The sequence below is a fragment of the Streptomyces sp. NPDC001985 genome (assembly GCF_040296845.1).
Taxonomy (GTDB): Bacteria; Actinomycetota; Actinomycetes; order Streptomycetales; family Streptomycetaceae; genus Streptomyces.
This window is the reverse complement of sequence record NZ_JBEOYB010000018.1, coordinates 71,739-94,365: the sequence shown is the minus strand read 5'-3', so window position 1 is coordinate 94,365 and position 22,627 is coordinate 71,739. Positions and strand designations below refer to the sequence as shown.

Genomic DNA, 22,627 nt, shown 5'->3' with positions numbered 1-22,627 from the left:
GCACTCCCCCGCGCCAGGGACGGGAAGATCCCCCGCTCTGTGCGCGGAATTATGAAACATTTACTCCGAAGTCTAGGGCGATGCCCCGCAGGCCCGACGCGTACCCCTGGCCGACCGCGCGGAATTTCCACTCGCCGTGGTAGCGGTACAGCTCGCCGAAGATCATCGCGGTCTCGGTGGAGGCGTCCTCGCTCAGGTCGTAGCGCGCCAGTTCCTGGCCGTCCGCCTGATTGACCACTCGGATAAAAGCATTGCTGACCTGGCCGAATGCCTGTCCACGGCGGTCGGCGTCATGGATGGAGACCGGGAAGATGATCTTGTCGACACCGGCCGGCACCTCCGTGAGACGGACCAGCAGCGACTCGTCGTCGCCGTCCCCCGCGCCCGTGAGATTGTCGCCGGTGTGCTCGACGGAGCCCTCGGGGCTCGTGAGGTTGTTGTAGAAGACGAAGTACTCATCGCCGAGGACCCGGCCGCCGCCGCAGAGCAGCGCGCTCGCGTCGAGGTCGAAATCGGCTCCGGTGGTGGTGCGGACATCCCAGCCGAGCCCGATCAGCACCTGAGTGAGGTTCGGTGCGGCCTTGGAGAGGGAGACATTGCCTCCCTTGGCGAGCGTGACGCCCATGATCTGGTCCTCCCCAGCGACAGAGGTGGTGCGGGTGTGCCCCGGCGCCGCGTTCGATGCGAAGGCGGCGCCGGGGGTGGTGCGGTCGGCAGGGCTCAGACGTTGACGCCGAAGTCCTGCGCGATGCCGCGCAGGCCCGAGGCGTACCCCTGGCCGATGGCGCGGAACTTCCACTCCGCGCCGTTGCGGTACAGCTCGCCGAAGACCATGGCGGTCTCGGTCGAGGCGTCCTCGCTCAGGTCGTAGCGGGCGAGTTCGTTGTTGTCGGCCTGGTTGACCACGCGGATGAACGCGTTGCGGACCTGGCCGAAGGACTGCTGACGGGCCTCGGCCTCATAGATCGAGACCGGGAAGACGATCTTGTCGACATCGGCGGGCACACCCGCGAGGTTGACCTTGATCTGCTCGTCGTCGCCCTCGCCCTCACCGGTGAGGTTGTCACCGGTGTGCTCGACGGAGCCGTCGGCGCTCGTGAGGTTGTTGAAGAAGACGAAGTTGCCGTCGTTGGTGACCTTGCCCTCGCCGTTGGTCAGCAGAGCGCTGGCGTCCAGGTCGAAGTCCGTACCGGTGGTGGTGCGGACATCCCAGCCCAGACCCACGACAACAGCGGTCAAACCGGGCGCGGCCTTGGACAGCGAGACATTGCCGCCCTTGCTGAGGCTGACTCCCACGGGTCCCTCCAGTGGTGTACGGGGGCAGCGCCCCCGTCGTGCGTTCGTGTTCGGATCAACGAATGGATCGGACCGATCCTAGTGACCGGTTCCCGCGCGAAACAGGTTTTCGCGCGAGTGGCCTGCCGGTGCCGCCGGCCGCCGGGAACCCGGCGGCCGGGGACCCGGCCCCGGGACCGCCCGGGGTCGGCCCCGGGCGCGGGCTCAGAGGGTTTCCAGCGCCTTGACGTACTCGTTCAGGTCGCGGGCGTCGGGGAGCGCGTTGACGACGCTCCAGCGGACCACGCCCTCCTTGTCGATGACGAAGGTGCCGCGGACCGCGCACCCCTTCTCCTCGTCGAAAACGCCGTACGCCCGCGAGGTCTCGCCGTGCGGCCAGAAGTCCGAGAGCAGCGGGTACTCCAGCCCCTCCTGCTCGGCGAAGACGCGCAGGGTGTGGATGGAGTCGTTGGAGACGGCGAGGAGCTGGGTGTCGTCGTTGACGAACTTCGGCAGCTCGTCGCGGAGAGCGCACAGCTCGCCGGTGCACACGCCGGTGAAGGCGAAGGGGTAGAAGAGGAGAACCACGTTCTTCTCGCCGCGGAACCCGGAGAGGCTCACCGTGCGCCCGTGGTTGTCCTTCAGTTCGAACGCGGGGGCCTTGGTGCCGACCTCGATCGCCATGACGTGTGAATCCCTTCGCTGAGACACTGAGACCGTTCGGGTGAGGGTGTCCACCCTAGGGTCCCCTCCCGTCCCGCGCGGGACGGGGGCGGGGCGGGCGGACCCGGGCACGGGCCGGACCGGGGGCGGGGCGGGCTCCCGGGCACGGGCCGGACCGGGTACCGGGAGGGCCGGGCGCCCGGCGGACCGGGCACGGGCTCCCGGGCGGGAGGGGGAGCGCGGGCCGGCGGCGGGGAATGCCGAGGCCCCCTCCGGCAGCGACCGGAAGGGGCGTCGAACTCATGTCCGGACTCAGGGCCCAGGACTCACTCTCTGTGACTGCTCAGCGCTTGGGGGCCACCAGCCTGCTGCCGGCCCAGTCCTTGGCCACGCTGATGCTCTTCGTCTGAGAGAGTCCGGCCGTCTGGGCGGCCTCGCTGATGTCGCTGGGCTCGACGTAGCCGTCCCGGCCGGTCTTCGGAGTCAGCAGCCAGACCACGCCGCCGTCCTCAAGGAGACCGATGGCGTCCACCAGTGCGTCTGTCAGATCCCCGTCCTCGTCGCGGAACCAGACGACAACGGCGTCGGCGACGTCGTCATAGTCCTCGTCCACGAGGTCCTGGCCGGTCACGGACTCGATGCCTTCGCGGAGATCCTGGTCGGCGTCGTCGTCGTAGCCGATCTCCTGGACCACCTGTCCGGGCTCGAACCCCAGCCTCGCTGCTGGGTTGGTCCGCTCCTCCGCGTGGTCCGCGGTCGCGCTCACGGCTTGCCTCCTGATCATGTTCGGTAGATGCTGCGGCCTCGCGCGTACGCGTGGCGTTGGCCGTAGTCCACACGGATGGGGCGGATCGCGCAAGTACCCGGCCGTCCAGACCGCCGAAACGGTGACGTTTGCGCCCGTCTCGACGCAACTCCAGACACGTTCCGCCACGACCTGGGCAATCTGCCACACCATTCGGACTTGTTTGCCACTTTACGTCCACTCGCCGCCCCCATCGGAACCGAACACCCAAACGGAACGCTTTACCGGGTTGGGCGTAAGGTTGCGATTTGACCCGCCCCGTCGGCGGGGACCGGTCAGGATGTCAGCGGGATCACGGGTTACCCCTCGGTAGAGATGACGTTTCCCTCCCCGGGGTACACGATGGAGGCGGTGCGGCACCGCCCGACAACTCCCGCGGGAACTCCCCATCGGACCCCTCCCGCGGAACTCTCCCGAGCAGCGAAGGAATAGCGTGGCTTCCGGATCAGACCGCAACCCGATCATCATTGGCGGCCTTCCCAGCCAGGTCCCGGACTTCGATCCCGAAGAGACCCAGGAGTGGCTGGACTCACTCGACGCCGCCGTCGACGAGCGGGGCCGGGAGCGCGCCCGCTATCTGATGCTCCGGCTCATCGAGCGGGCCCGCGAGAAGCGGGTGGCCGTGCCGGAGATGCGCAGCACGGACTACGTCAACACCATCGCCACCAAGGACGAGCCGTTCTTCCCGGGCAACGAGGAGATCGAGCGGAAGGTCCTCAACGCCACCCGCTGGAACGCGGCGGTGATGGTCTCGCGGGCCCAGCGCCCGGGGATCGGGGTCGGCGGCCACATCGCCACCTTCGCCTCCTCGGCCTCCCTCTACGACGTCGGCTTCAACCACTTCTTCCGGGGCAAGGACCGGGGCGACGGCGGGGACCAGATCTTCTTCCAGGGCCATGCCTCGCCCGGGATCTACGCCCGTGCCTTCCTGCTCGACCGGCTCAGCGAGGCCCAGCTCGACGCCTTCCGCCAGGAGAAGTCCAAGGCTCCGAACGGCCTCTCCAGCTATCCGCACCCCCGGCTGATGCCGGACTTCTGGGAGTTCCCGACCGTCTCGATGGGCCTCGGCCCCCTCGGCGCGATCTACCAGGCCCGGATGAACCGCTATATGCAGGCGCGGGGCATCGCCGACACCTCCGCCTCGCACGTCTGGGCGTTCCTCGGCGACGGCGAGATGGACGAGCCCGAGTCGCTCGGCCAGCTCTCCATCGCCGCCCGCGAGGGCCTGGACAATCTGACCTTCGTCGTCAACTGCAACCTCCAGCGGCTGGACGGTCCGGTCCGCGGCAACGGCAAGATCATCCAGGAGCTGGAGTCGCAGTTCCGGGGGGCCGGCTGGAATGTGATCAAGCTGGTCTGGGACCGCTCCTGGGACCCGCTGCTGGCCCAGGACCGCGACGGCCTGCTGGTGAACAAGTTGAACACCACCCCGGACGGCCAGTTCCAGACGTACGCCACCGAGACCGGCGCGTACATCCGTGAGCACTTCTTCGGCGGCGACCAGCGGCTGCGCGCCATGGTCGGGAACATGACCGACGAGCAGATCCTGCATCTGGGGCGCGGCGGCCACGACCACCGCAAGGTGTTCGCGGCGTTCGCGGCGGCCAAGGAGCACCGGGGCCAGCCGACGGTGATCCTCGCCCAGACCGTCAAGGGCTGGACCCTGGGGCCGAACTTCGAGGGCCGCAACGCGACCCACCAGATGAAGAAGCTGACGGTCGACGACCTCAAGGGCTTCCGGGACCGGCTGCACATCCCGATCACGGACGCCCGGCTGGAGGGCGGGGCTCCGCCGTACTACCACCCGGGCCGCGACTCGGAGGAGATCCAGTACATGCACGACCGCCGGGAGGCGCTGGGCGGCTATGTGCCGACCCGGGTCGTGCGGGCCAAGCCGCTGCCGCTGCCGGAGGAGAAGACCTACGCGGCGGTGCGCAAGGGGTCGGGCCAGCAGTCGATCGCCACCACCATGGCGTTCGTCCGGCTGCTGAAGGATCTGATGCGGGACAAGGAGATCGGCAAGCGGTTCGTGCTGATCGCGCCGGACGAGTACCGCACCTTCGGCATGGACTCCTTCTTCCCGAGTGCGAAGATCTACAACCCGCTGGGCCAGCAGTACGAGTCGGTCGACCGCGAACTGCTGCTCGCCTACAAGGAGTCGCCGACCGGCCAGATGCTGCACGACGGCATCTCCGAGGCGGGGTGCACGGCCTCGCTGATCGCCGCGGGCTCGGCGTACGCCACCCATGGCGAGCCGCTGATCCCGGTCTACGTCTTCTACTCGATGTTCGGCTTCCAGCGGACCGGCGACCAGTTCTGGCAGATGGCCGACCAGCTCGCGCGCGGCTTCGTGCTCGGCGCGACGGCGGGCCGGACGACGCTGACCGGTGAGGGCCTCCAGCACGCGGACGGCCACTCGCAGCTCCTGGCCTCCACCAACCCGGGCTGTGTGGCCTACGACCCGGCGTACGGCTTCGAGATCGCGCATATCGTCAGGGACGGTCTGCGGCGGATGTACGGCGAGAACGCCGAGGACGTCTTCTACTACCTGACCGTCTACAACGAGCCCATCCAGCACCCGGCCGAGCCGGAGGACGTGGATGTGGAGGGCATCCTCCAGGGCATCCACCGCTTCCGCCCGGGGACCGGCGGTGCCATCCCCGCGCAGATCATGGCCTCCGGCGTCGCGGTGCCGTGGGCGGTCGAGGCCCAGCGGATTCTCGCCGACGAGTGGGACGTACGGGCCGATGTCTGGTCGGCGACCTCCTGGAACGAGCTGCGCCGCGAGGCCGTCGAGGTGGAGCAGTTCAATCTGCTGCACCCCGAGGAGGAGCAGCGGGTGCCGTATGTCACCCGCAAGCTGACCGGCTCCGAGGGCCCGTTCGTGGCGGTCTCGGACTGGATGCGCTCGGTTCCGGACCAGATCTCGCGCTGGGTGCCGGGGCGGTACGCCTCCCTGGGCGCGGACGGCTTCGGCTTCGCCGACACGCGCGGCGCGGCCCGCCGGTACTTCCACATCGACGCGGAGTCGATCGTGCTGGGTGTGCTGACGGAGCTGGCGCGGGACGGGAAGGTGGACCGCTCGGCGCTGAAGCAGGCGGTGGACCGGTACCAGCTGCTCGATGTGAAGGCGGCGGACCCGGGCCCGGAGGGCGGGGACGCGTAGCACGCCGTACGGAACAGGGGGCGGCACCCGGCCGGGTGCCGCCCCTGTGGCGTCCGCGGGCGGTCAGCTCTCCCAGAGCTTGAACGCCCTGACGAGATGGGGCGAGCGCGGCGCCCAGGTCCCGGAGCCCGGGTAGGTCTCGAACTCGCCGGTCTCGTCGCACTCGGCGAACTGGTAGGTGGTGACCGGCCGCCCGGCGCGGTTGGCGAGGGAGCGGGCCGGGCGCCCGGCGGGCAGCGGGACACAGCTGTCGGTCCCGGTCTCGTACAGCTCGTACGTCCCGCGCGAGCCCTGGAAGTCCTCCCGCTGCCAGAGACAGAGCGCACCGGCGGGGCACTCGCCCGGCGGGGGCGCGGCGGTCGCGGTGGCGGTGGCCGGCGGCAGCAGGGCCGCGAGGACGAGTACGGAGGCGGCGATGGGCAGGCGCACGGAGGTCGGCTCCCTTGACACTCGGCTGACGCGCAGCGGTATGAGGATCGGTTGAGCGCACTGTGGCGTGCGCCGGGAGCCGGCGGAAGGATTCCCGGGCAGGATCACCCTCCCAGGGGACAGCGCGGCCGGGCGGGCCGGGGCCGGCGGCGTCATCCACCGCTCCGTCCGGCTGCGGAACAGCCCCACCGGGCGGGCCCGGTGGGGCTGTTGGGTACGAGGCCCCGGGGAGGGCTCAGATATGGGCCGCGCCCGCGCCCGCCTGGGCGTTCTCACCGCGCCTGGTCAGCAGGGCGACGAAGACCGCGACCACGGCCACCCCGGCCGCGACCAGGCTCGCCTGGCCCATCCCCGCCAGGAAGGTGTCATGGGCGACATCGCCGATCTTCGCGGCGATCTCGGGCGGAGTGCCCTCGCCGACCGGGGGGACACCCATCTCGACGGCCTTGGACGCCTGGTCGAGCTGTTCCCCGGTGAGCGGCGGAAGCTGGGCGTCGGCCCAGTTGCCCGCGAGGTCGCGGTCGACCCGGGAGGCCATGACCGCGCCGAGGACCGCGGTGCCGAGGCTGCCGCCGATCTGCATGGCCGCCTGCTGGAGGCCGCCGGCGACCCCGGACAGCTCCATGGGCGCGTTGCCCACGATCACCTCGGTGGCACCCACCATGACCGGCGCCAGGCCGAGGCCGAGGAGGGCGAACCAGAGGGACATGGCCAGGCTGCCGGTGTCCTTGGTGAGGGTGGACATCCCGAACATGGCGAGCGCGGTGAGCACCATGCCGCCGGCCAGCGGAATCCGCGGCCCCGTCTTGGTGATCACCGCGCCGGCCAGCGGGGAGCCGACGATCATCATTCCGGTGAGCGGGAGGAGGTGGAGCCCGGCGTCCACCGGGCTGAGGCCGTGCACGTTCTGGAGGTAGAAGGTGACGAAGAACAGGCCGCCCATGAAGGCGATGGCCATCAGCACCATCAGCACCACACCGGCCGAGAGCGGCACGGAGCGGAAGAGCTTCAGCGGGATGAGCGGCTCGGCGACCCGGCTCTCCCAGAACGCGAAGAGCGCGAAACAGACAAGGGAGGCGGCGATGAAGCCCCAGGTCTTTCCGCCACCCCAGCCCCATGTCGGCTCCGGCGCCTTGATGAGCGCCCAGACGATGCAGAACATGGCGGCGGAGAGCAGCACGATGCCGGGGATGTCGAAGGACCTGGGCGCGTTCGCCGCGCGGTGGTCCTTGAGGATCACCAGGCCGAGGACGAGCGCGAGGACGCCGACCGGGACATTGATGAAGAAGACGGACTGCCAGCTGACATGCTCGACCAGCAGGCCACCGACGATCGGGCCGCCCGCGGTGGAGGCGCCGATGACCATGCCCCAGATGCCGATCGCCATGTTCAGCTTCTCGGCGGGGAAGGTGGCGCGCAGCAGACCGAGCGCGGCGGGCATCAGCAGGGCGCCGAAGAGGCCCTGTGCCACCCGGAAGACGACCACCATCGCGATGCTGCCGGAGAAGCCGATGGCGGCGGAGGCGGCGGCGAATCCGACGATGCCGATGAGGAAGGTCTGGCGATGACCGAAGCGGTCACCGAGCTTGCCCGCGGTGATCAGGCTCACCGCGAGCGCGAGGAAGTAGCCGTTGGTTATCCACTGGACATCGGCGAAGGTGGCGTTGAGGTCGTCGGCGATCGCCGGGTTGGCGATGGCGACGATGGTGCCGTCCAGCGCGACCATCATCACGCCGATGGCCACGGCGAAGAGGGTCAGCCAGGGGTGGCCGCGGAGCCCCTTGGCCGGGGCGGACGGAGAATCCCCTGGATTCATCGGCGCGGCCTTGTCGACGGTGGTCTGACTAGTCATGCCGGTCAGATTAGTGACAGCGACTGACAGTTGACAATTCGATTCAGTAGTCGGTAACTGTCACCTTGGTCATAGGTACGCTGAGCTGCGGCGACGGCCCCGATCACGGGGTCGCGACCAGCGATGAGTGAGAGTCGGGTGACGGTGGAGTCGAGGGCCGGGGCGTGCGGACTGCGCGAGCGGAAGAAGCGGCTCACCCGCGACGGTCTCGTCCGGGCCGCGCTGGAGCTGTTCATCGCGCAGGGGTACGAGCGGACGACGGTGGACGAGATCGCCGACGCCGTCGAGGTCTCGCAGCGCACCTTCTTCCGGTACTTCGCCAGCAAGGAGGAGGTCGCCTTCGCCATTCAGTCGCAGGTCGAGTCGCACTTCCAGACGGCGCTGAGCCGCCGCCCGCCCGAGGAGGGCCCCTTCGAGGCGATGCGCAACGCGGTGCTGGAGGGCTGGGACACCCTTGAGGAGGTGATCGGCGAGACGGTCCCGGTCGAGCTGCACATGCGCAGCTATCTGGTGATCGAGTCGACGCCCGCGCTGATCGCCGCCCATCTGCGCCGCTCGGTGGAGCTGGAGGAGTCGATCGCCCGGCTGGTCGCCGAGCGCGAGGGCCTGGACGTGGACCGGGACCCGCGCCCGCGGGCCACGGTGGCGGCGGTCAGCGGGATGATGCGGGTGGCCGGGCGGCTGTGGAGCCTGGGGGGCGACTGGAGCCCGCGGACGCTGCGGGATCTGACGGCGACCTATCTGGACAGCCTGCGCCCGGCCCTGGCGGAGGACTGGCGGACGCCCCGGCGCGCCGGGGGCTGAGGCCGCGCGGCCCCGGCGGACCCTCGGATGTCAGGGCCCTTCCCCAACCGTCACCCTTGAACACGTGATCTCCCTCACGGTCCCGGCGAACCCTCACGCCGTTCTCCTAGGGTGTTCCGCAGTGACTTCCTTCGATTCCTCCCCCACCCTCGCCTTCTGGCGGGCACTGCTCGCGCTGGCCGTGGTGTTCCTCATGCTGGCGACCACCGGCTGGACCACCGTCCGGCACCAGGGCGGCCCGCGCGATCTTCTCGCGGCCGATCTGAGCGGCTGGACCACGGCACGGCTCGGCGGCAGGGTGCTCCCCGGCGCCCAGGAGGCCCCGAAGCGGCTCGCGGCGTTCTTCGCCTCGCTCTCCGCCTCGCAGCGCGCCCGGCTCGCGGACCGCTTCCCGCTGGTCGTCGGGAATCTCAACGGCGCGCCGGTCGCCCTGCGCTACCGCGCCAACCGCACCGCGCTCGCCCGCTCGCTCAAGCTGGAGCGCGCCCACGCGCGGAGCGCGGGCCTCAGCCCGGACGGGCGCCACCACGCCGGGCTCCGCATACACCGCTTCGAGACGCTGATGGCCCGGGGGCGCCAGATCCTCTCCTTCGACCCGTCCGGCCGCGGCCGGGTCGCCGAGGTGCTGGGCGATCTCGACCGGGCCGAGCGGGTCTCGGTGATCGTCCCCGGGGTCGACACCCAGCTGCTCACCTTCGAACGGACCACGGGCCGGTACACCGCCCCGGCCGGCATGGCCCAGTCGCTGTACGCCGCCGAGCGGACCGCCTCCCCCCGCACCCGTACCGCCGTCATCGCCTGGGCCGACTACACGGCACCCGTCGGTGTCGGTATGGACTCCGCGACCGGACGGCTCGCGCACGGGGGCGCGCTGCGGCTGGCGGCTCTCACCGAGACCCTGCCGGGAAAGTCGAAAGTTGCCCTGTTCTGTCATAGTTACGGCTCCGTGGTGTGCGGGGTGGCCGCGCGCCGGCTGCCGGCCCGGGTGACCGATATCGCGGTGGCGGGCAGCCCCGGGATGCGCGCCGCGCATGTCTCGGAACTGGAGGCCAGGGCCCGGGTCTGGGCGATGCGCGACGGCGACGACTGGATCGAGGCCGTCCCGCACGTGGAGGTCGGCGGGCTCGGCCACGGCGAGGACCCGGTGGCGCCCGAGTTCGGGGCGCGGGTGATGTCGGCGGCGGGCGCTATCGGCCACAGCGGCTATTTCGAGCCTGGAACGGAGAGTGTGGTCAACTTCGCCGAAATAGGGGTAGGGGCGTACGACGGCGTGAGCTGTGCGAGCGAGGACGACTCCTGCCGCAGTGATATTTACGGCGAAGCGGCGGCCTGACGCGCGTAGAACTTCGTTCAGAGCGAGGGAAACTGAGGGGCGACGCGCGGGCGACTGGCGCCTACGATGAGGTGCATGGGTGATGTACTGGCGGGAATTCAAGCCATATGGGAGTTCGAGTCCGACTCCGTGCTCATCCGTTTTGAACGGGGACACCGCACGCCGAAGCTGTTTCAGGCGCTCCGCGAACGCCGCATCCCCCACGAGGCGTTGGCGTCGGTGACACTCTCCCCGGGCAAACGGGGCACAACGGTGCTGCGCGCGGCGCCCAGACCCGGAGCCGATCCGCTGATGGAGGCGGCGGCCGGGCAGCTGAAGGAAGAGTGCGACCCCTACCGGCTGGTGGTGCCGGCCGACCGGGAGACCCTGGCGGAGTACTACGCGGACGAACTGCGCGCCGCGCTGCCCCTGGACGCGGACCAGCCCGCGGACCGGTACGCGGTGGCCGCGCCGAGCGCGCCGCTGCACTTCAAGGCGTACGACGGCAGAGCCTCCTTCGACGGGAAGCAGGTCGCTTTCCGCTGGTCGTGGACGGGCGCTTCGTCGGCCAAGTGGAAGGCGGGTGACCAGAGCTTCCCGGTGAGCGAGCTGACCGGGGTGGAGTGGCGTTCGCCGGAGGCGCCGGACGGCTGTCTGCGGCTGCTTCCGCGCGCCGAGCCGGACCGTCCGGCGCAGGCCGACAAGGACCCGGCGGCGGTGGTGTTCGGGCTGCGGAACGGGCCGGTGCACGAGTCGCTGCCGTTCGCCGCCGCGGTGCTGGAGTCCGTGCAGAAGTCGGCCCGGGCGCCGGCGCTGGCCCTGCGGACGGGCCGCCGGGACCCGGCGGACATCGCGGACCGGATACGCCACCTCGGGGAGCTGCACCAGGCGGGCCTGGTGACGGACGACGAGTTCAGCTCGAAGAAGGCGGAGCTGCTCGCGGAGCTGTGAGAGCGGGGGGCGGGGGGCCGAGTGGAGGGGGGCGGGGGTGTTCGGGGCGCGGGGCGTCCCGGCTGCCCGGGTGCAGGGGCAGGGGGCAGCGGGTCCCGGTGTCGTACCCCGGTATGACAGCCGGTCGGCTCCCCGGTATGACGCCCCCGGCGGCCGGGCTCCCTAGGCTGAACGGGCCATGACCGACGCACCCCCGTCCTCGCCCCCGACCGGGCCCCCGCGGGTCTCCCTGCCGCGCGCCGCCCGGCTCCAGCTCCGGCTGCTCGCCGCCGGGCTGACCACGCCCTCCGAGTCCACCGCCCCGCTGCTGTCCGCCTCGCCCCGGCGGTGGCTGCGGCGGCTGCCGTACGCCGTGGCCGCCGTCGCCGCCGCCATCCTGCTGCCGGTCGGCGTCCATGTGCTGACCCACGCCTATGAACTGCACGGCGGGCTCGCCACCCTGGTGAGCACCGGTTCCGCCGCACCGCTGCTGCTGGCGGTGACCCGGCCGCTGGAGGCGTGGTGGATCGCCTTCACCGCCAACGCGCTGGGCGCGCTGGCGCTGCTGGGCGCCGACGGGACGGCGGGGGACAGCTGGCCGTGGACCCCGGTGGGGATCACCGGCTATCTGATCCTGATGGTCTTCACCGGGCTGCGGGAGCCGCGCCGGACCCTGCTGGCGATCTGGCTGGCGACCGGTGCGGCCGGGGTGGTCTTCGAGCTGGTCTCGCAGCGCCTCAGCGACGGCATCCATGTGCTGCTGTTCGTGCTGAGCGGGGTGGTGCTGCTGGTGACGGGCGCGCTGCGGGAGCGGCGGGACGCGCAGCGGGGGCTCGCGGCGGAGAAGACCGTCAGCGAGACGGAGCGCGCCCGGCGCACCCTGCTGGAGGAGCGCGCCCGGATCGCGCGCGAACTGCACGATGTGGTCGCCCACCACATGTCGGTGATCACCGTGCAGGCGGACTCGGCGCCCTACCGGATCGAGGGGCTGCCGCAGGCGGCGCGGGGGGAGTTCGAGGTGATCGCGGCGGGAGCGCGGGAGTCGCTGACGGAGATGCGGCGGCTGCTGACGGTGCTGCGCAGCGACGGCGCGGAGGGGGAGCTGGCGCCCCAGCCGGGTCTGGCGCGGGTGCGGCAGATGGTGGAGGCGACGGTACGGGCGGGGGTGCCGGTGGAGCTGTCGCTCGGGGTGGACCCGGCGCGGGTGCCGCAGACGGTGGATCTGTCGGCGTACCGGATCGTGCAGGAGGCGCTGTCGAATGTGGTGCGGCACGCGCCGGGGGCGGTGACGGCGGTGTCGGTGACCTCCGACGGGACCGATCTGACGGTGCTGGTCGTCAATGGCCCGGCGGACGCGCCGGGGGCGCGGCTGGAGAGCACGGGGACCGGGCACGGGCTGGTGGGGATGGGTGAGCGCGTACGGTTGACCGGCGGCACGCTGGACACCGGTCCGCTCCCGGACGGTGGTTTCCGGGTGGCCGCGCGTCTCCCGCTGGCGGCGCCCGCGACCCCGGAGGATCTCCCATGACCATCCGTGTGATCATCGTCGACGACCAGGCCATGGTGCGGGCGGGGTTCGCCGCGCTGCTCTCCGCCCAGGCGGACATCGATGTGGTGGGGGAGGCGGCGGACGGGCGCGCGGGGGTGGCGGTGGCGCGCTCGGTCCACCCCGATGTGGTGCTGATGGATGTCCGGATGCCGGAGATGGACGGGCTGGCGGCGGCCCGCGCGCTGCTCGGTCCGCCGCCGGAGCCGAGGGTGGCGCACATCCCGAAGGTGCTGATGCTGACCACCTTCGACGTGGACGACTATGTGTACGAGGCGCTGCGGGCGGGGGCCTCCGGGTTTCTGCTCAAGGACGCCCCGCCGGCGGATCTGATCTCCGCCGTGCGGGTGGTGGCGGCGGGGGACGCGCTGCTGGCGCCGTCCGTGACGCGCCGCCTCATCGCGGACTTCGCGGCCCAGCGCCCGGCCCGCCGCCGGGGAGATCCGGGGCTGCGGCTGAAGGGGTTGACGCCGCGGGAGACGGAGGTGCTGGGGTTGATCGCGCGGGGGTTGTCGAATCAGGAGATCGCGGCGGAGTTGGTGGTGGCTGAGCAGACGGTGAAGACGCATGTGGGGAGGGTGCTGGGGAAGTTGGGGTTGCGGGACCGGGCTCAGGCGGTGATCTTCGCCTACGAATCCGCCCTGATCCGCCCGGGCCACCCCTGACCCGGGTGCCCGGCACCCCGCACCGCGCGGGCCCCGGTCGGGGACCGGCCCCCGAGCCCCCGCGCCTCAAACGCCGGCGAGGCTGAAGATGCCCGGCTCCCCCGCCAAGCTGAAAACGGGCACCTCGGCCCCACCCGACACAGACTGGACAAGGCCGCCAACCCCGGCCCGTCTGGGGGAGCTTGAGGACGGCCCCCGGGCCACGGGAACCCGCACCCTGCGGGCCACCGTCGGGGGCCAGCCCCCGAACCCCCGCGCCTCAAACGCCGGCGAGGCTGAGGATGCCCGGCTCCCCCGCCAAGCTGAAAACGGGCACCTCGGCCCACCCGACACAGACTGGACAAGGCCGCCAACCCCGGCCCGCTCGGCGCGAGCCCGCGCCGCAGGCACCCCCGGGCTCGGCTACTCCCGGGGAGTCGAGGTGTTCGACATGTCCGGGTAGCGCTCACCCGACACCCGGTCGGCGATCGGCTCCAGCAGGTCCAGCTCCCGCGGCGACAGCCGCAACCGTGTCGCCGCGGTGTTCTCCCGCACCCTCTCCGCCCTCCGCGTCCCCGGAATCGGCACCACCGCCGTCAGCCCGTGCACCTCCGCGCGCTGCTGCACCCACGCCAGCGCCACCTGGCCCAGCGTCACCCCGCGCTCCTCCGCGACCTCGCGCACCGGGTCCAGCAGGGCCGTGTTCGCGCGGGCGTTCTCCCCGGCGAAACGCGGCATCGAGGCGCGGAAATCCCCGGCCGAGAGCGTCCCCGCGGTCACCGCCCCCGTCAGAAACCCCCGCCCCAGCGGCGAGTACGGCACCACCGCCACCCCCAGCTCCGCCGCCGCGCCCACCGCGCTGCGCTCCACGTCCCGGCTGAAGAGCGACCACTCGGACTGGAGCGCGGCGATCGGGTGGACGGCGTGCGCCTCGCGCAGCTCCGCCCCGGTGACCTCGCTGAGGCCCAAGTGGCGCACCAGCCCCAGCCGTACCAGCTCCGCCATCGCGCCCACCGACTCGGCGAGCGGCACCGCCGGGTCCCTGCGGTGCATGTAGTAGAGGTCGATCACCTCGGTGTCCAGCCGCTTCAGACTGCGCTCCACGGCCGCGCGGACATAGGCCGGATCGTTGCTCACGCCCCGGTAGCCGGGGTCGTCACCGCGCAGCAGCCCGAACTTCGTGGCGAGGGTGATCTCGTCGCGGTGCGCCGCGACAAAGGGCGCCAGGAACTCCTCGTTGGCCCCGCGCCCGTACGCGTCCGCCGTGTCGAAGAGGGTCACCCCGGCCTCCAGGGCGACCTCCAGCGTCTCCCGGGCGGCCGGCTCGTCCGTATCCCCGTAGAACTCGCTCATGCCCATGCAGCCGAGCCCCTGCACGCCGACGAGAGGCCCGTCGGTGCCGAGCCGTCCGCGCTCGATGGGGTGTTCGCTCACCGGTTCCATCCGTCCTCCTTCTCCGGCGCCGTCTGCACGGCCTCGGTGTAAACCTCGATCTTGTAGTCGAGCACGGCGAGGGTGTCCCGCAGCTCCGCGATCCGGCTCAGCACATCGCTCCTGGTCCGCACCAGCAGATCGCGCCGGGCCCCGGCCGTGTGCCAGCCCTCGCGGGTCAGCTCGGCGAAGCGCACCATGTCCGCCACCGGCATCCCGGTCAGCCGCAGCTTGGAGACGAAGGCCAGCCACTCCAGGTCGCGGTTGGTGAAGCGCCGCTGTCCGGTGTGCGACCGGTCGACATGGGGCATCAGCCCGATCCGCTCGTACCAGCGCAGGGTGTGCGCGCTGAGCCCGGTGTGGGCGGCGACCTCGCTGATCGTGTAGCGGTCCTGCCCCTCGGGACGCGGAAACGCACGGGTACTGCTCTCGGTCAGCGTCATACCGCCCACGCTAAAACCTTGGAGTGCACTCCAAGCAAGCGCAACCGCCGCACCCGGCGAAATCCGATCGCCGGTCCCGCCCCCGGTGCTCTGGCCTCCGGCCCATGGATCACGCACGCCGGGCCACCCCGGCCGACGCCGGCGAACTGATACGGCTGCGGAAGGTCATGCTCGACTCGCACATCGGGGTGGACCCGGACATCTCCTGGCAGCGGCACGGCATCGCCGATCTGCGCGCCCGGCTCGGCGACCCCGCCTCGGGGCTGGCCGCGTACGTCGTCGGCCGGCCCGGCGGCGGGCTCGCGTCGGGGGCCATCGGGATGATCGACCACCGGCTCCCGGGCCCCGGGAACCCCCTGGGGCTCCACGGCCATGTCTTCAGTGTCGCCACCGACCCCGACATGCGCCGCCGGGGGCACTCCCGCGCCTGTATGGAGGGGCTGCTGGGGTGGTTCCGCGAGCGCGGGGCGGCCAAGGTCGAGCTGCGGGCCTCAGCGGACGCCGTGGCGCTGTACGCGTCGCTCGGTTTCGTCGCCGTACCCGACCCCTCGATGCGGCTCACCCTGGAGACCGCCCCTTCCGGATCACCCTCCCGGCAGCGCCCGGCGGGCAGGCTCTAGGCTCGTACGCATGCAGAGCCTGGCGATGATCGAGAACTGGCCCGTGCCGACCGCGGCGGCCGCCGCCGTACGAGCGGACGGCACCGTCGCCGGGTCCCACGGGCCCCTCGCGCACCGTTTCCCGCTCGCCTCGGTGACCAAGCCGCTGGTGGCGTACGCGGCGCTCATCGCGTACGAGGAGGGCGCCGTCGAGCTGGACGAGCCGGCCGGGCCCGAGGGGTCCACGGTCCGTCATCTGCTCGCCCACACCTCCGGTCTCGCCTATGACGAGCACCGGGCGACCTCGGCCCCGGGCGAGCGCCGGGTGTACTCCAACGCGGGGTTCGAGGCGCTCGCGGACCATATCGCCGGGGCGACGGACATCCCCTTCGCCCGCTATCTGCACCAGGCGGTGCTGGAGCCGCTGGGGATGACGGCGACGGCGCTGGAGGGGTCGGCCGCCAAGGACGCCGTCTCCACCGTCGCGGACCTGGCGCGCTTCGCCGCCGAACTCCAGGCGCCCCGGCTGCTGGACCCCGGCACGCTGCGCACCGCGACGCACGTCGTCTTCCCCGGGCTCGACGGGCTGCTGCCCGGCTACGGCAGGCAGCGGCCGAACGACTGGGGCCTCGGCTTCGAACTCCGGGACGGCAAGTCGCCGCACTGGACGGGGGCGTCGTCCTCGCCGCGCACCTTCGGCCACTTCGGCCAGTCGGGGACGTTCCTGTGGGTCGACCCGGACGCGGGCGCGGCCTGTGTCGCGCTGACGGACCGCGCCTTCGGGCCGTGGGCGATCGAGGCCTGGCCGCCGTTCACGGACGCGGTCCTCGCCGAACTGCGCTGACCCGCCGCCCTCAGACCCCCGGCAGCTCCCAGATCAGCACCTCCGCCGGGCCCGCCCCCGCGCCCACCGGCTCCGGGGCCCGCCCGCCGGTGATCCGCGCCGTGTCCCCGGGGGCCAGCTCCACCCCGTCGAGGCGCACCGCGCCGCGCACCACGTGCAGATGGACGGCCGGCGCCGCCGGCAGCGCCACCCGCTCCCCCGGCCGGGGACCGCGGACATGGAGCCGCGCGCCCGCCCCCGGCAGCGGGTAGGGGCGCGCGGGGTCGAGGCCGCGCACCACCTCGTACGAGGGGTCACCGCCGGGCTCCAGCGGTGTCAGCCACATCTGGACGAAGACCAGCGGTCCGGGCCCGTCGTTGCGCTCCTCGTGGCGCACCCCGGAGGCCGCGCTGAGCCGCTGGAGGTCGCCGGGGCGCACCACGGTGGCGTGGCCCGCCGAGTCGCGGTGGGTCAGCTCGCCCTCGGTGACCCAGGTGACGATCTCGGTGTTGCTGTGCGGGTGTTCGGCGAAGCCCGCGCCGGGGGCGAGACGCTCCTCGTTGACGGCGACGAGGGCGCCGAAGCGGAGGTTGTCCGGGTCGTAGTGGGGCCCGAAGGAGAACGAGTGCCGGGTGTCGATGCCGGAGTCCGGCTCGCCCCCCCGATAGCGGTCCGCCGAGCGGCGTACGTCAATCACTCCCCCACCGTAGGGCACACGGGTGGCACCGGCGGAGCCCTGGCAGGTCACGGGCCGTACGCCGGTCCCCGGGCCGGGCGCCCGCCCCGGCAGGGAACCCCGGCACCCATCGGTGCCGTCCGGATAAGGCACTCTTGTCCCCGTGCCCGAACCCGCAACGAACGACGCCCACCCGCACTCCGCGACCCTGCGCCGCCTGGAGCAGTCATCCGGCCGGCTCGCCGCGAACGCCATCGCGCGCATGGACGAGACGCTGCCCTGGTACCGGGCGATGCCACCGGAGAACCGTTCGTGGATCGGTCTGGTCGCCCAGGCCGGCATCGCCGCGTTCACCGAGTGGTTCCGGCGTCCCGACACCCCGCAGGCGATCTCCACCGATGTCTTCGGCACCGCGCCGCGCGAGCTGACCCGGGCGATCACGCTGCGTCAGACCGTGGAGATGGTGCGCACCACCATCGAGGTCATGGAGACGGCGATCGAGGAGGTCGCGGCCCCCGGGGACGAGTCGGTGCTCCGGGAGGCGCTGCTGGTGTACGCCCGGGAGATCGCCTTCGCGACCGCCCAGGTCTACGCCCAGGCCGCCGAGGCGCGGGGGGCCTGGGACGCCCGGCTGGAGTCGCTGGTGGTCAACGCGGTGCTCTCCGGGGAGGCGGACGAGGGCGCGGTCTCCCGGGCCGCCGCGCTGGGCTGGAACTCACCGGACCATGTGTCGGTGATCCTCGGCACCGCTCCGGACGGTGACAGCGAGCTGACGGTGGAGGCGATCCGCCGGGCCGCCCGGCACGCCAAGCTCCAGGTGCTGACGGGGGTGCTCGGCAACCGTCTCGTCGTCATCGCGGGCGGCAGCGACAATCCGCTCCAGGTCGCGAAGGCCCTGATCGGGCCGTATGCGGCGGGCCCGGTGGTGGCGGGTCCCGTGGTGCCGGACCTGCTGGCCGCGACCCGCTCGGCGCAGGCCGCCGCGGCCGGTCTCAAGGCGTGTTCCGCCTGGCAGGACGCCCCGCGCCCGGTGCTCGCGGACGATCTGCTGCCGGAGCGCGCCATCGCGTCCGACCCCGCGGCGCGGGAGCAGCTGGTGGAGGAGATCTACAGACCGCTGGAGGAGGCCGGATCGGCGCTGCTGGAAACCCTCAGTGTCTATCTGGAACAGGCGAGCAGCCTCGAAGGCGCGGCCCGCATGTTGTTTGTTCACCCCAACACCGTGCGCTACCGGCTCCGACGTGTGACTGACGTCACCGGATGGTCACCCTCCGATGTACGCTCCGCCTTCACTCTGCGAATCGCCCTCATCCTCGGGCGCTTGGCCGACGGGGATTCCCAGTCCTAGACTTTTGTGGGACACCAACAATTCCCCTGACGGTTCTTCGTCCCTGTCCCCACGGGCGGCCTAGGCCGTAGACAAGAGAGAGTGTGAGAGTGCTCGTACTCGTCGCTCCCGGCCAAGGCGCTCAGACGCCCGGCTTCCTGACTCCCTGGCTCGACCTCCCCGGCGCGGCCGACCGCGTCGCGGCCTGGTCCGACGCCATCGATCTCGACCTCGCCCACTACGGCACCAAGGCGGACGCGGACGAGATCCGCGACACCGCGGTGGCGCAGCCGCTGCTGGTCGCGGCCGGCCTGCTGGCCGCGTCGCAGCTCGGCGACGTCTCCCCGGGCGCGGTGGCGGGGCACAGCGTCGGCGAGATCACGGCCGCCGTGTTCGCCGGAGTGCTGAGCGAGGCCGCGGCGCTGGGCTTCGTCCGCGCCCGCGGACAGGCGATGGCGGAGGCGGCGGCCGTGAGCGAGACGGGCATGGCCGCGGTCCTGGGGGGCGACCACGACACGGTCGTGGCGCATCTCGAAGGGCTGGGCCTGACCGCCGCGAATGTGAACGGCGCGGGTCAGATCGTGGCCGCGGGCACGGCGGAGCAGCTCGCCGCGCTGGCGGCGGACAAGCCGGAGAAGGCCAGGGTCATCGCGCTGAAGGTGGCCGGGGCGTTCCACACCCGCCACATGGCGCCGGCGGTCACCGCGCTGGAGGCGCGGGCGGCCGAGCTGACGCCGGGCGACCCGGCGGTGCCCTATGTCTCCAACCGGGACGGCGCGGTCGTCACCTCGGGTGACGAGATCGTGGCGCGGCTGGTGGGCCAGGTGGCCAACCCGGTGCGCTGGGACCTCTGCATGGAGACCTTCACGGCGCGGGGCGTCACCGCGATGCTGGAGGTCTGCCCCGGTGGCACGCTCACCGGGATCGCCAAGCGGGCGCTGCCCGGGGTGAGGACGCTGGCACTGAAGACCCCGGACAATCTGGACGCCGCCCGTGAGCTCATCGCCGAGCACGCAAGCGCCGACGCGGTCTGACAAGGAGAGCCGAAGATGGCGAAGATCAAGCCCAGCAAGGGCGCTCCGCACGCGCGGATCATGGGTGTGGGCGGCTACCGGCCCACCCGGGTCGTGCCGAACGAGGTGATCCTCGAAACGATCGACTCCTCCGACGAGTGGATTCGCTCCCGGTCGGGCATCGCCACCCGTCACTGGGCCTCCGACGAGGAGACCGTGAGCGCGATGTCCGTGGAGGCCGCGGGCAAGGCCATCGCCGACGCGGGGGTGACCCCGCAGCAGATCGGTGCCGTGGTGGTCTCCACGGTGTCGCACTTCAAGCAGACCCCGGCGGTCGCCACGGAGATCGCCGACAGGATCGGCGCGAACAAGCCGGCGGCGTTCGACATCTCGGCGGGGTGCGCGGGCTTCGGCTACGCGCTGACCCTCGCCAAGGGCATGGTCACCGATGGCTCGGCCGAGTATGTGCTGGTCATCGGTGTGGAGCGGCTGAGCGATCTGACCGATCCGGAGGACCGGGCGACGGCCTTCCTCTTCGGTGACGGCGCCGGCGCGGTGGTCGTGGGCCCCGCGAAGGAGCCGATGATCGGACCGACGGTGTGGGGTTCGGAGGGCGACAAGTCCGAGACCATCACCCAGACCGTGCCCTGGACGGAGTACCGCGACGGCTCGCCGGCGAAGTTCCCGGCGATCACGCAGGAGGGCCAGGCGGTCTTCCGCTGGGCCGTGTTCGAGATGGCGAAGGTCGCCCAGCAGGCGCTGGACGCGGCCGGGATCAGCGCGGACGACCTGGATGTCTTCATTCCGCACCAGGCCAATATGCGGATCATCGACTCGATGGTGAAGACGCTGAAACTGCCGGACCATGTCACGGTCGCGCGTGATGTGGAGACCACCGGCAACACATCGGCCGCCTCGATTCCGCTCGCGATGGAGCGGCTTCTGGCGACCGGTCAGGCCAAGAGCGGCGACACGGCGCTCGTCATCGGCTTCGGGGCGGGTCTCGTCTACGCGGCAACGGTCGTTACTCTCCCCTAGTCGACCGGATCATCCGGGCCGGTTTCCCCGACCGGATCTCCGGGCCGGTTTCCCCCGGAGCGGCTGCCGGATCATCCGGACGCCACACCTCTGTTACAGAATCGAAGGAGCGCCACATGGCCGCCACGCAGGAAGAGATCGTTTCCGGTCTCGCGGAGATCGTCAACGAGATCGCCGGCATCCCGGTCGAGGACGTCCAGCTGGACAAGTCCTTCACCGATGACCTGGATGTCGACTCGCTGTCCATGGTCGAGGTCGTCGTCGCCGCCGAAGAGCGCTTCGACGTCAAGATCCCCGACGACGACGTCAAGAACCTGAAGACCGTCGGCGACGCCGCGGAGTACATCGCGAAGCACCAGGCCGCGAAGTAACGGTCCCGGGTTTCCGGCCTGAACCCTCAGGCGCGCTTGTCGCCACCCGCACGGTGGCGTCGTGCACATTCAGCACCCCCTACACGTGGAGAATGAATTCCTGTGGACTCGACCAATCGCATTGTGGTCGTCACCGGTATCGGCGCAACCACACCGTTGGGTGGCGACAGCGCGTCAACCTGGGAGGGCATGCTCGCCGGGCGCTCCGGAGCGAAGCTCCTGGACGATGAGCGCTTCGCCGACCTCCCGGTGCGGATCGCCGCCCGCGCGGCGGTCGAGCCGGGCGATGTGCTGCCCCGTCCGCTGGCCCGCAAGCTGGACCGCTCCGCGCAGTTCGCGGTGATCGCGGCCCGTGAGGCGTGGGCGGACGCGGGCTTCACCGGTCCGGCCGGCACCGACGAGCGGATCGCCCCCGAGCGGCTCGGCTCGGTGATCGCGTCGGGCATCGGTGGTGTGACGACGCTGCTGGACCAGTACGACGTACTGAAGGAGAAGGGCGCGCGGCGGGTCTCCCCGCACACCGTGCCCATGCTCATGCCGAACAGCCCCTCCGCCAATGTGGGCCTGGAGGTGAACGCCCGGGCGGGCGTGCACGCCATGGTGTCCGCGTGCGCCTCGGGTGCCGAGGCGATCGGCTACGCGGTGGAGATGATCCGGACCGGGCGCGCCGATGTGGTGATCGCCGGTGGTACGGAGGCCGCGATCCACCCGCTGCCGGTGGCGGCCTTCGCCAACATGATGGCGATGTCGAAGGACAATGACGCGCCCGAGAAGGCCTCGCGCCCCTATGACAAGGGACGGAACGGCTTTGTGCTCGGCGAGGGCGCCGGTGTGGTCGTCCTGGAGTCGGCCGAGTACGCGGCCAGGCGCGGCGCGCGGGTCTACTGCGAGGTGCTGGGCCAGGGCCTCTCGGCGGACAGCCACCACATCGCGCAGCCGGAGCCCGAGGGCCGGGGCATCGCCGCGGCGATGCGGAACCTGCTGGAGAACACCGACCTCAAGCCCGACCAGATCGCCCATCTGAACGCGCACGCCACCTCGACGCCGCTGGGCGATGTCGCCGAGGTGAAGGCGCTGCGCCAGGTGCTCGGTGACGATCTGGACCATGTGGCGGTCTCGGCGACGAAGTCGATGACCGGTCATCTGCTGGGTGGCGCGGGCGGTATCGAGACCGTGGCGACGGTGCTGGCGCTGTACCACCGCACCGCGCCTCCGACGATCAATGTGGACGAGCTGGACGAGGAAGTCGACGCGGACATCGTCCGCGACGAGCCCAGGGCGCTGCCCGAGGGCACGATCGCGGCGATCAACAACTCGTTCGGCTTCGGCGGCCACAATGTGGTGCTGGCGTTCCGCACGGTCTGACGGCCTGCGGCCCGCCGGGCGGCGGACACCGGCCGGGTGACGGGATGACGCCGGCCGGGTGAGGACAGGGCCCGTACTCCTTCGGGGGTGCGGGCCTTCGCCGTGCCCGGGGTCT

General features: G+C 71.6%; 22 protein-coding genes. 13 read left to right on the top strand and 9 right to left on the bottom strand.

Annotation, left to right across the window (positions count from 1 at the left end):
- Nucleotides 1-49: 49 nt before the first annotated feature.
- The 4 genes from ABT122_RS10970 to ABT122_RS10955 all read right to left on the bottom strand — a co-directional run bounded on the left by ABT122_RS10970 (nt 50) and on the right by ABT122_RS10955 (nt 2,704).
- Nucleotides 50-625, bottom strand: coding sequence for a TerD family protein (locus ABT122_RS10970; protein WP_351548624.1), 576 nt, complete (start codon nt 623-625; stop codon nt 50-52).
- Between the two features lie 95 nt (nt 626-720).
- Complete coding sequence (locus tag ABT122_RS10965; RefSeq protein ID WP_351548621.1) at nt 721-1,296, bottom strand: TerD family protein; 576 nt, start codon at nt 1,294-1,296, stop codon at nt 721-723.
- A gap of 204 nt (nt 1,297-1,500) precedes the next feature.
- On the bottom strand, nt 1,501-1,959 hold the full coding sequence (locus tag ABT122_RS10960) for a peroxiredoxin (RefSeq protein ID WP_351548619.1): 459 nt from the start codon (nt 1,957-1,959) through the stop codon (nt 1,501-1,503).
- A 322-nt stretch (nt 1,960-2,281) separates the two neighbouring features.
- Complete coding sequence (locus ABT122_RS10955; protein ID WP_351548616.1) at nt 2,282-2,704, bottom strand: DUF3052 domain-containing protein; 423 nt, start codon at nt 2,702-2,704, stop codon at nt 2,282-2,284.
- Nucleotides 2,705-3,176: 472 nt separating this feature from the next.
- Between ABT122_RS10955 and aceE the strand changes: the two genes are divergently transcribed.
- On the top strand, nt 3,177-5,909 hold the full coding sequence (gene aceE, locus ABT122_RS10950) for a pyruvate dehydrogenase (acetyl-transferring), homodimeric type (protein WP_351548613.1): 2,733 nt from the start codon (nt 3,177-3,179) through the stop codon (nt 5,907-5,909).
- Between the two features lie 63 nt (nt 5,910-5,972).
- Here the strand turns inward: aceE and ABT122_RS10945 are convergent, their stop codons facing one another.
- Nucleotides 5,973-6,338 (bottom strand): peptidase inhibitor family I36 protein, encoded by a 366-nt coding sequence (locus ABT122_RS10945; protein ID WP_351548610.1) that lies wholly within the window; start codon nt 6,336-6,338, stop codon nt 5,973-5,975.
- 235 nt (nt 6,339-6,573) lie between these two features.
- The gene (locus ABT122_RS10940) at nt 6,574-8,190 is read right to left on the bottom strand and encodes an MFS transporter (protein ID WP_351548607.1); all 1,617 of its coding nucleotides are present in this window, start codon (nt 8,188-8,190) and stop codon (nt 6,574-6,576) included.
- A 123-nt stretch (nt 8,191-8,313) separates the two neighbouring features.
- On the opposite strand from ABT122_RS10940, the gene ABT122_RS10935 reads away from it, so the two are divergent.
- The 5 genes from ABT122_RS10935 (at nt 8,314) to ABT122_RS10915 (ending at nt 13,447) form a co-directional block, all read left to right on the top strand.
- Nucleotides 8,314-8,994: a TetR family transcriptional regulator gene (locus ABT122_RS10935; protein ID WP_351548604.1), complete on the top strand. Its 681-nt coding sequence runs from the start codon at nt 8,314-8,316 to the stop codon at nt 8,992-8,994.
- Between the two features lie 121 nt (nt 8,995-9,115).
- Complete coding sequence (locus ABT122_RS10930) at nt 9,116-10,327, top strand: alpha/beta hydrolase (RefSeq protein WP_351548601.1); 1,212 nt, start codon at nt 9,116-9,118, stop codon at nt 10,325-10,327.
- Nucleotides 10,328-10,402: 75 nt separating this feature from the next.
- Nucleotides 10,403-11,257, top strand: coding sequence for a DUF4429 domain-containing protein (locus ABT122_RS10925; RefSeq protein ID WP_351548598.1), 855 nt, complete (start codon nt 10,403-10,405; stop codon nt 11,255-11,257).
- A gap of 178 nt (nt 11,258-11,435) precedes the next feature.
- Nucleotides 11,436-12,764, top strand: coding sequence for a sensor histidine kinase (locus ABT122_RS10920; RefSeq protein ID WP_351548595.1), 1,329 nt, complete (start codon nt 11,436-11,438; stop codon nt 12,762-12,764).
- Nucleotides 12,761-13,447, top strand: coding sequence for a response regulator (locus tag ABT122_RS10915; RefSeq protein ID WP_351548592.1), 687 nt, complete (start codon nt 12,761-12,763; stop codon nt 13,445-13,447). The genes ABT122_RS10920 and ABT122_RS10915 overlap by 4 nt, the downstream gene beginning before the upstream one ends.
- A 402-nt stretch (nt 13,448-13,849) precedes the next feature.
- Here the strand turns inward: ABT122_RS10915 and ABT122_RS10910 are convergent, their stop codons facing one another.
- On the bottom strand, nt 13,850-14,869 hold the full coding sequence (locus ABT122_RS10910; protein WP_351548589.1) for an aldo/keto reductase: 1,020 nt from the start codon (nt 14,867-14,869) through the stop codon (nt 13,850-13,852).
- On the bottom strand, nt 14,857-15,300 hold the full coding sequence (locus ABT122_RS10905) for a MerR family transcriptional regulator (protein WP_351548586.1): 444 nt from the start codon (nt 15,298-15,300) through the stop codon (nt 14,857-14,859). The genes ABT122_RS10910 and ABT122_RS10905 overlap by 13 nt, the downstream gene beginning before the upstream one ends.
- A gap of 104 nt (nt 15,301-15,404) precedes the next feature.
- Here ABT122_RS10905 and ABT122_RS10900 point away from each other — a divergent pair, with 104 nt between their 5' ends.
- Nucleotides 15,405-15,920: a GNAT family N-acetyltransferase gene (locus ABT122_RS10900; RefSeq protein WP_351548583.1), complete on the top strand. Its 516-nt coding sequence runs from the start codon at nt 15,405-15,407 to the stop codon at nt 15,918-15,920.
- A 10-nt stretch (nt 15,921-15,930) separates the two neighbouring features.
- Entirely contained in the window at nt 15,931-16,743 is an 813-nt protein-coding gene (locus ABT122_RS10895; protein ID WP_351548580.1) for a serine hydrolase domain-containing protein, read from the top strand.
- 10 nt (nt 16,744-16,753) lie between these two features.
- Here the strand turns inward: ABT122_RS10895 and ABT122_RS10890 are convergent, their stop codons facing one another.
- Complete coding sequence (locus ABT122_RS10890; RefSeq protein WP_351548577.1) at nt 16,754-17,419, bottom strand: pirin family protein; 666 nt, start codon at nt 17,417-17,419, stop codon at nt 16,754-16,756.
- A 142-nt stretch (nt 17,420-17,561) separates the two neighbouring features.
- Here ABT122_RS10890 and ABT122_RS10885 point away from each other — a divergent pair, with 142 nt between their 5' ends.
- From ABT122_RS10885 to fabF, 5 genes are all read left to right on the top strand, one after another.
- Nucleotides 17,562-18,746: a PucR family transcriptional regulator gene (locus ABT122_RS10885; protein ID WP_351548574.1), complete on the top strand. Its 1,185-nt coding sequence runs from the start codon at nt 17,562-17,564 to the stop codon at nt 18,744-18,746.
- Between the two features lie 83 nt (nt 18,747-18,829).
- Nucleotides 18,830-19,759, top strand: coding sequence for an ACP S-malonyltransferase (locus tag ABT122_RS10880; RefSeq protein WP_351548571.1), 930 nt, complete (start codon nt 18,830-18,832; stop codon nt 19,757-19,759).
- A 15-nt stretch (nt 19,760-19,774) separates the two neighbouring features.
- Nucleotides 19,775-20,776 (top strand): ketoacyl-ACP synthase III, encoded by a 1,002-nt coding sequence (locus tag ABT122_RS10875; RefSeq protein WP_351548568.1) that lies wholly within the window; start codon nt 19,775-19,777, stop codon nt 20,774-20,776.
- Between the two features lie 116 nt (nt 20,777-20,892).
- Entirely contained in the window at nt 20,893-21,147 is a 255-nt protein-coding gene (locus tag ABT122_RS10870; RefSeq protein ID WP_351548566.1) for an acyl carrier protein, read from the top strand.
- Between the two features lie 102 nt (nt 21,148-21,249).
- Complete coding sequence (gene fabF, locus ABT122_RS10865) at nt 21,250-22,512, top strand: beta-ketoacyl-ACP synthase II (RefSeq protein WP_351548565.1); 1,263 nt, start codon at nt 21,250-21,252, stop codon at nt 22,510-22,512.
- Nucleotides 22,513-22,627 lie beyond the last annotated feature (115 nt).

Coding starts and splice junctions, on each gene's coding strand:
- ABT122_RS10920 (WP_351548595.1), top strand. CDS start 11,436: ATGACCGACGCACCCCCGTCCTCGCCCCCGACCGGGCCCCCGCGGGTC.
- ABT122_RS10910 (WP_351548589.1), bottom strand. CDS start 14,869: ATGGAACCGGTGAGCGAACACCCCATCGAGCGCGGACGGCTCGGCACC.
- ABT122_RS10925 (WP_351548598.1), top strand. CDS start 10,403: ATGGGTGATGTACTGGCGGGAATTCAAGCCATATGGGAGTTCGAGTCC.
- ABT122_RS10875 (WP_351548568.1), top strand. CDS start 19,775: ATGGCGAAGATCAAGCCCAGCAAGGGCGCTCCGCACGCGCGGATCATG.
- ABT122_RS10905 (WP_351548586.1), bottom strand. CDS start 15,300: ATGACGCTGACCGAGAGCAGTACCCGTGCGTTTCCGCGTCCCGAGGGG.
- ABT122_RS10915 (WP_351548592.1), top strand. CDS start 12,761: ATGACCATCCGTGTGATCATCGTCGACGACCAGGCCATGGTGCGGGCG.
- ABT122_RS10970 (WP_351548624.1), bottom strand. CDS start 625: ATGGGCGTCACGCTCGCCAAGGGAGGCAATGTCTCCCTCTCCAAGGCC.
- ABT122_RS10870 (WP_351548566.1), top strand. CDS start 20,893: ATGGCCGCCACGCAGGAAGAGATCGTTTCCGGTCTCGCGGAGATCGTC.
- ABT122_RS10900 (WP_351548583.1), top strand. CDS start 15,405: ATGGATCACGCACGCCGGGCCACCCCGGCCGACGCCGGCGAACTGATA.
- ABT122_RS10960 (WP_351548619.1), bottom strand. CDS start 1,959: ATGGCGATCGAGGTCGGCACCAAGGCCCCCGCGTTCGAACTGAAGGAC.
- ABT122_RS10935 (WP_351548604.1), top strand. CDS start 8,314: ATGAGTGAGAGTCGGGTGACGGTGGAGTCGAGGGCCGGGGCGTGCGGA.
- ABT122_RS10940 (WP_351548607.1), bottom strand. CDS start 8,190: ATGACTAGTCAGACCACCGTCGACAAGGCCGCGCCGATGAATCCAGGG.
- ABT122_RS10895 (WP_351548580.1), top strand. CDS start 15,931: ATGCAGAGCCTGGCGATGATCGAGAACTGGCCCGTGCCGACCGCGGCG.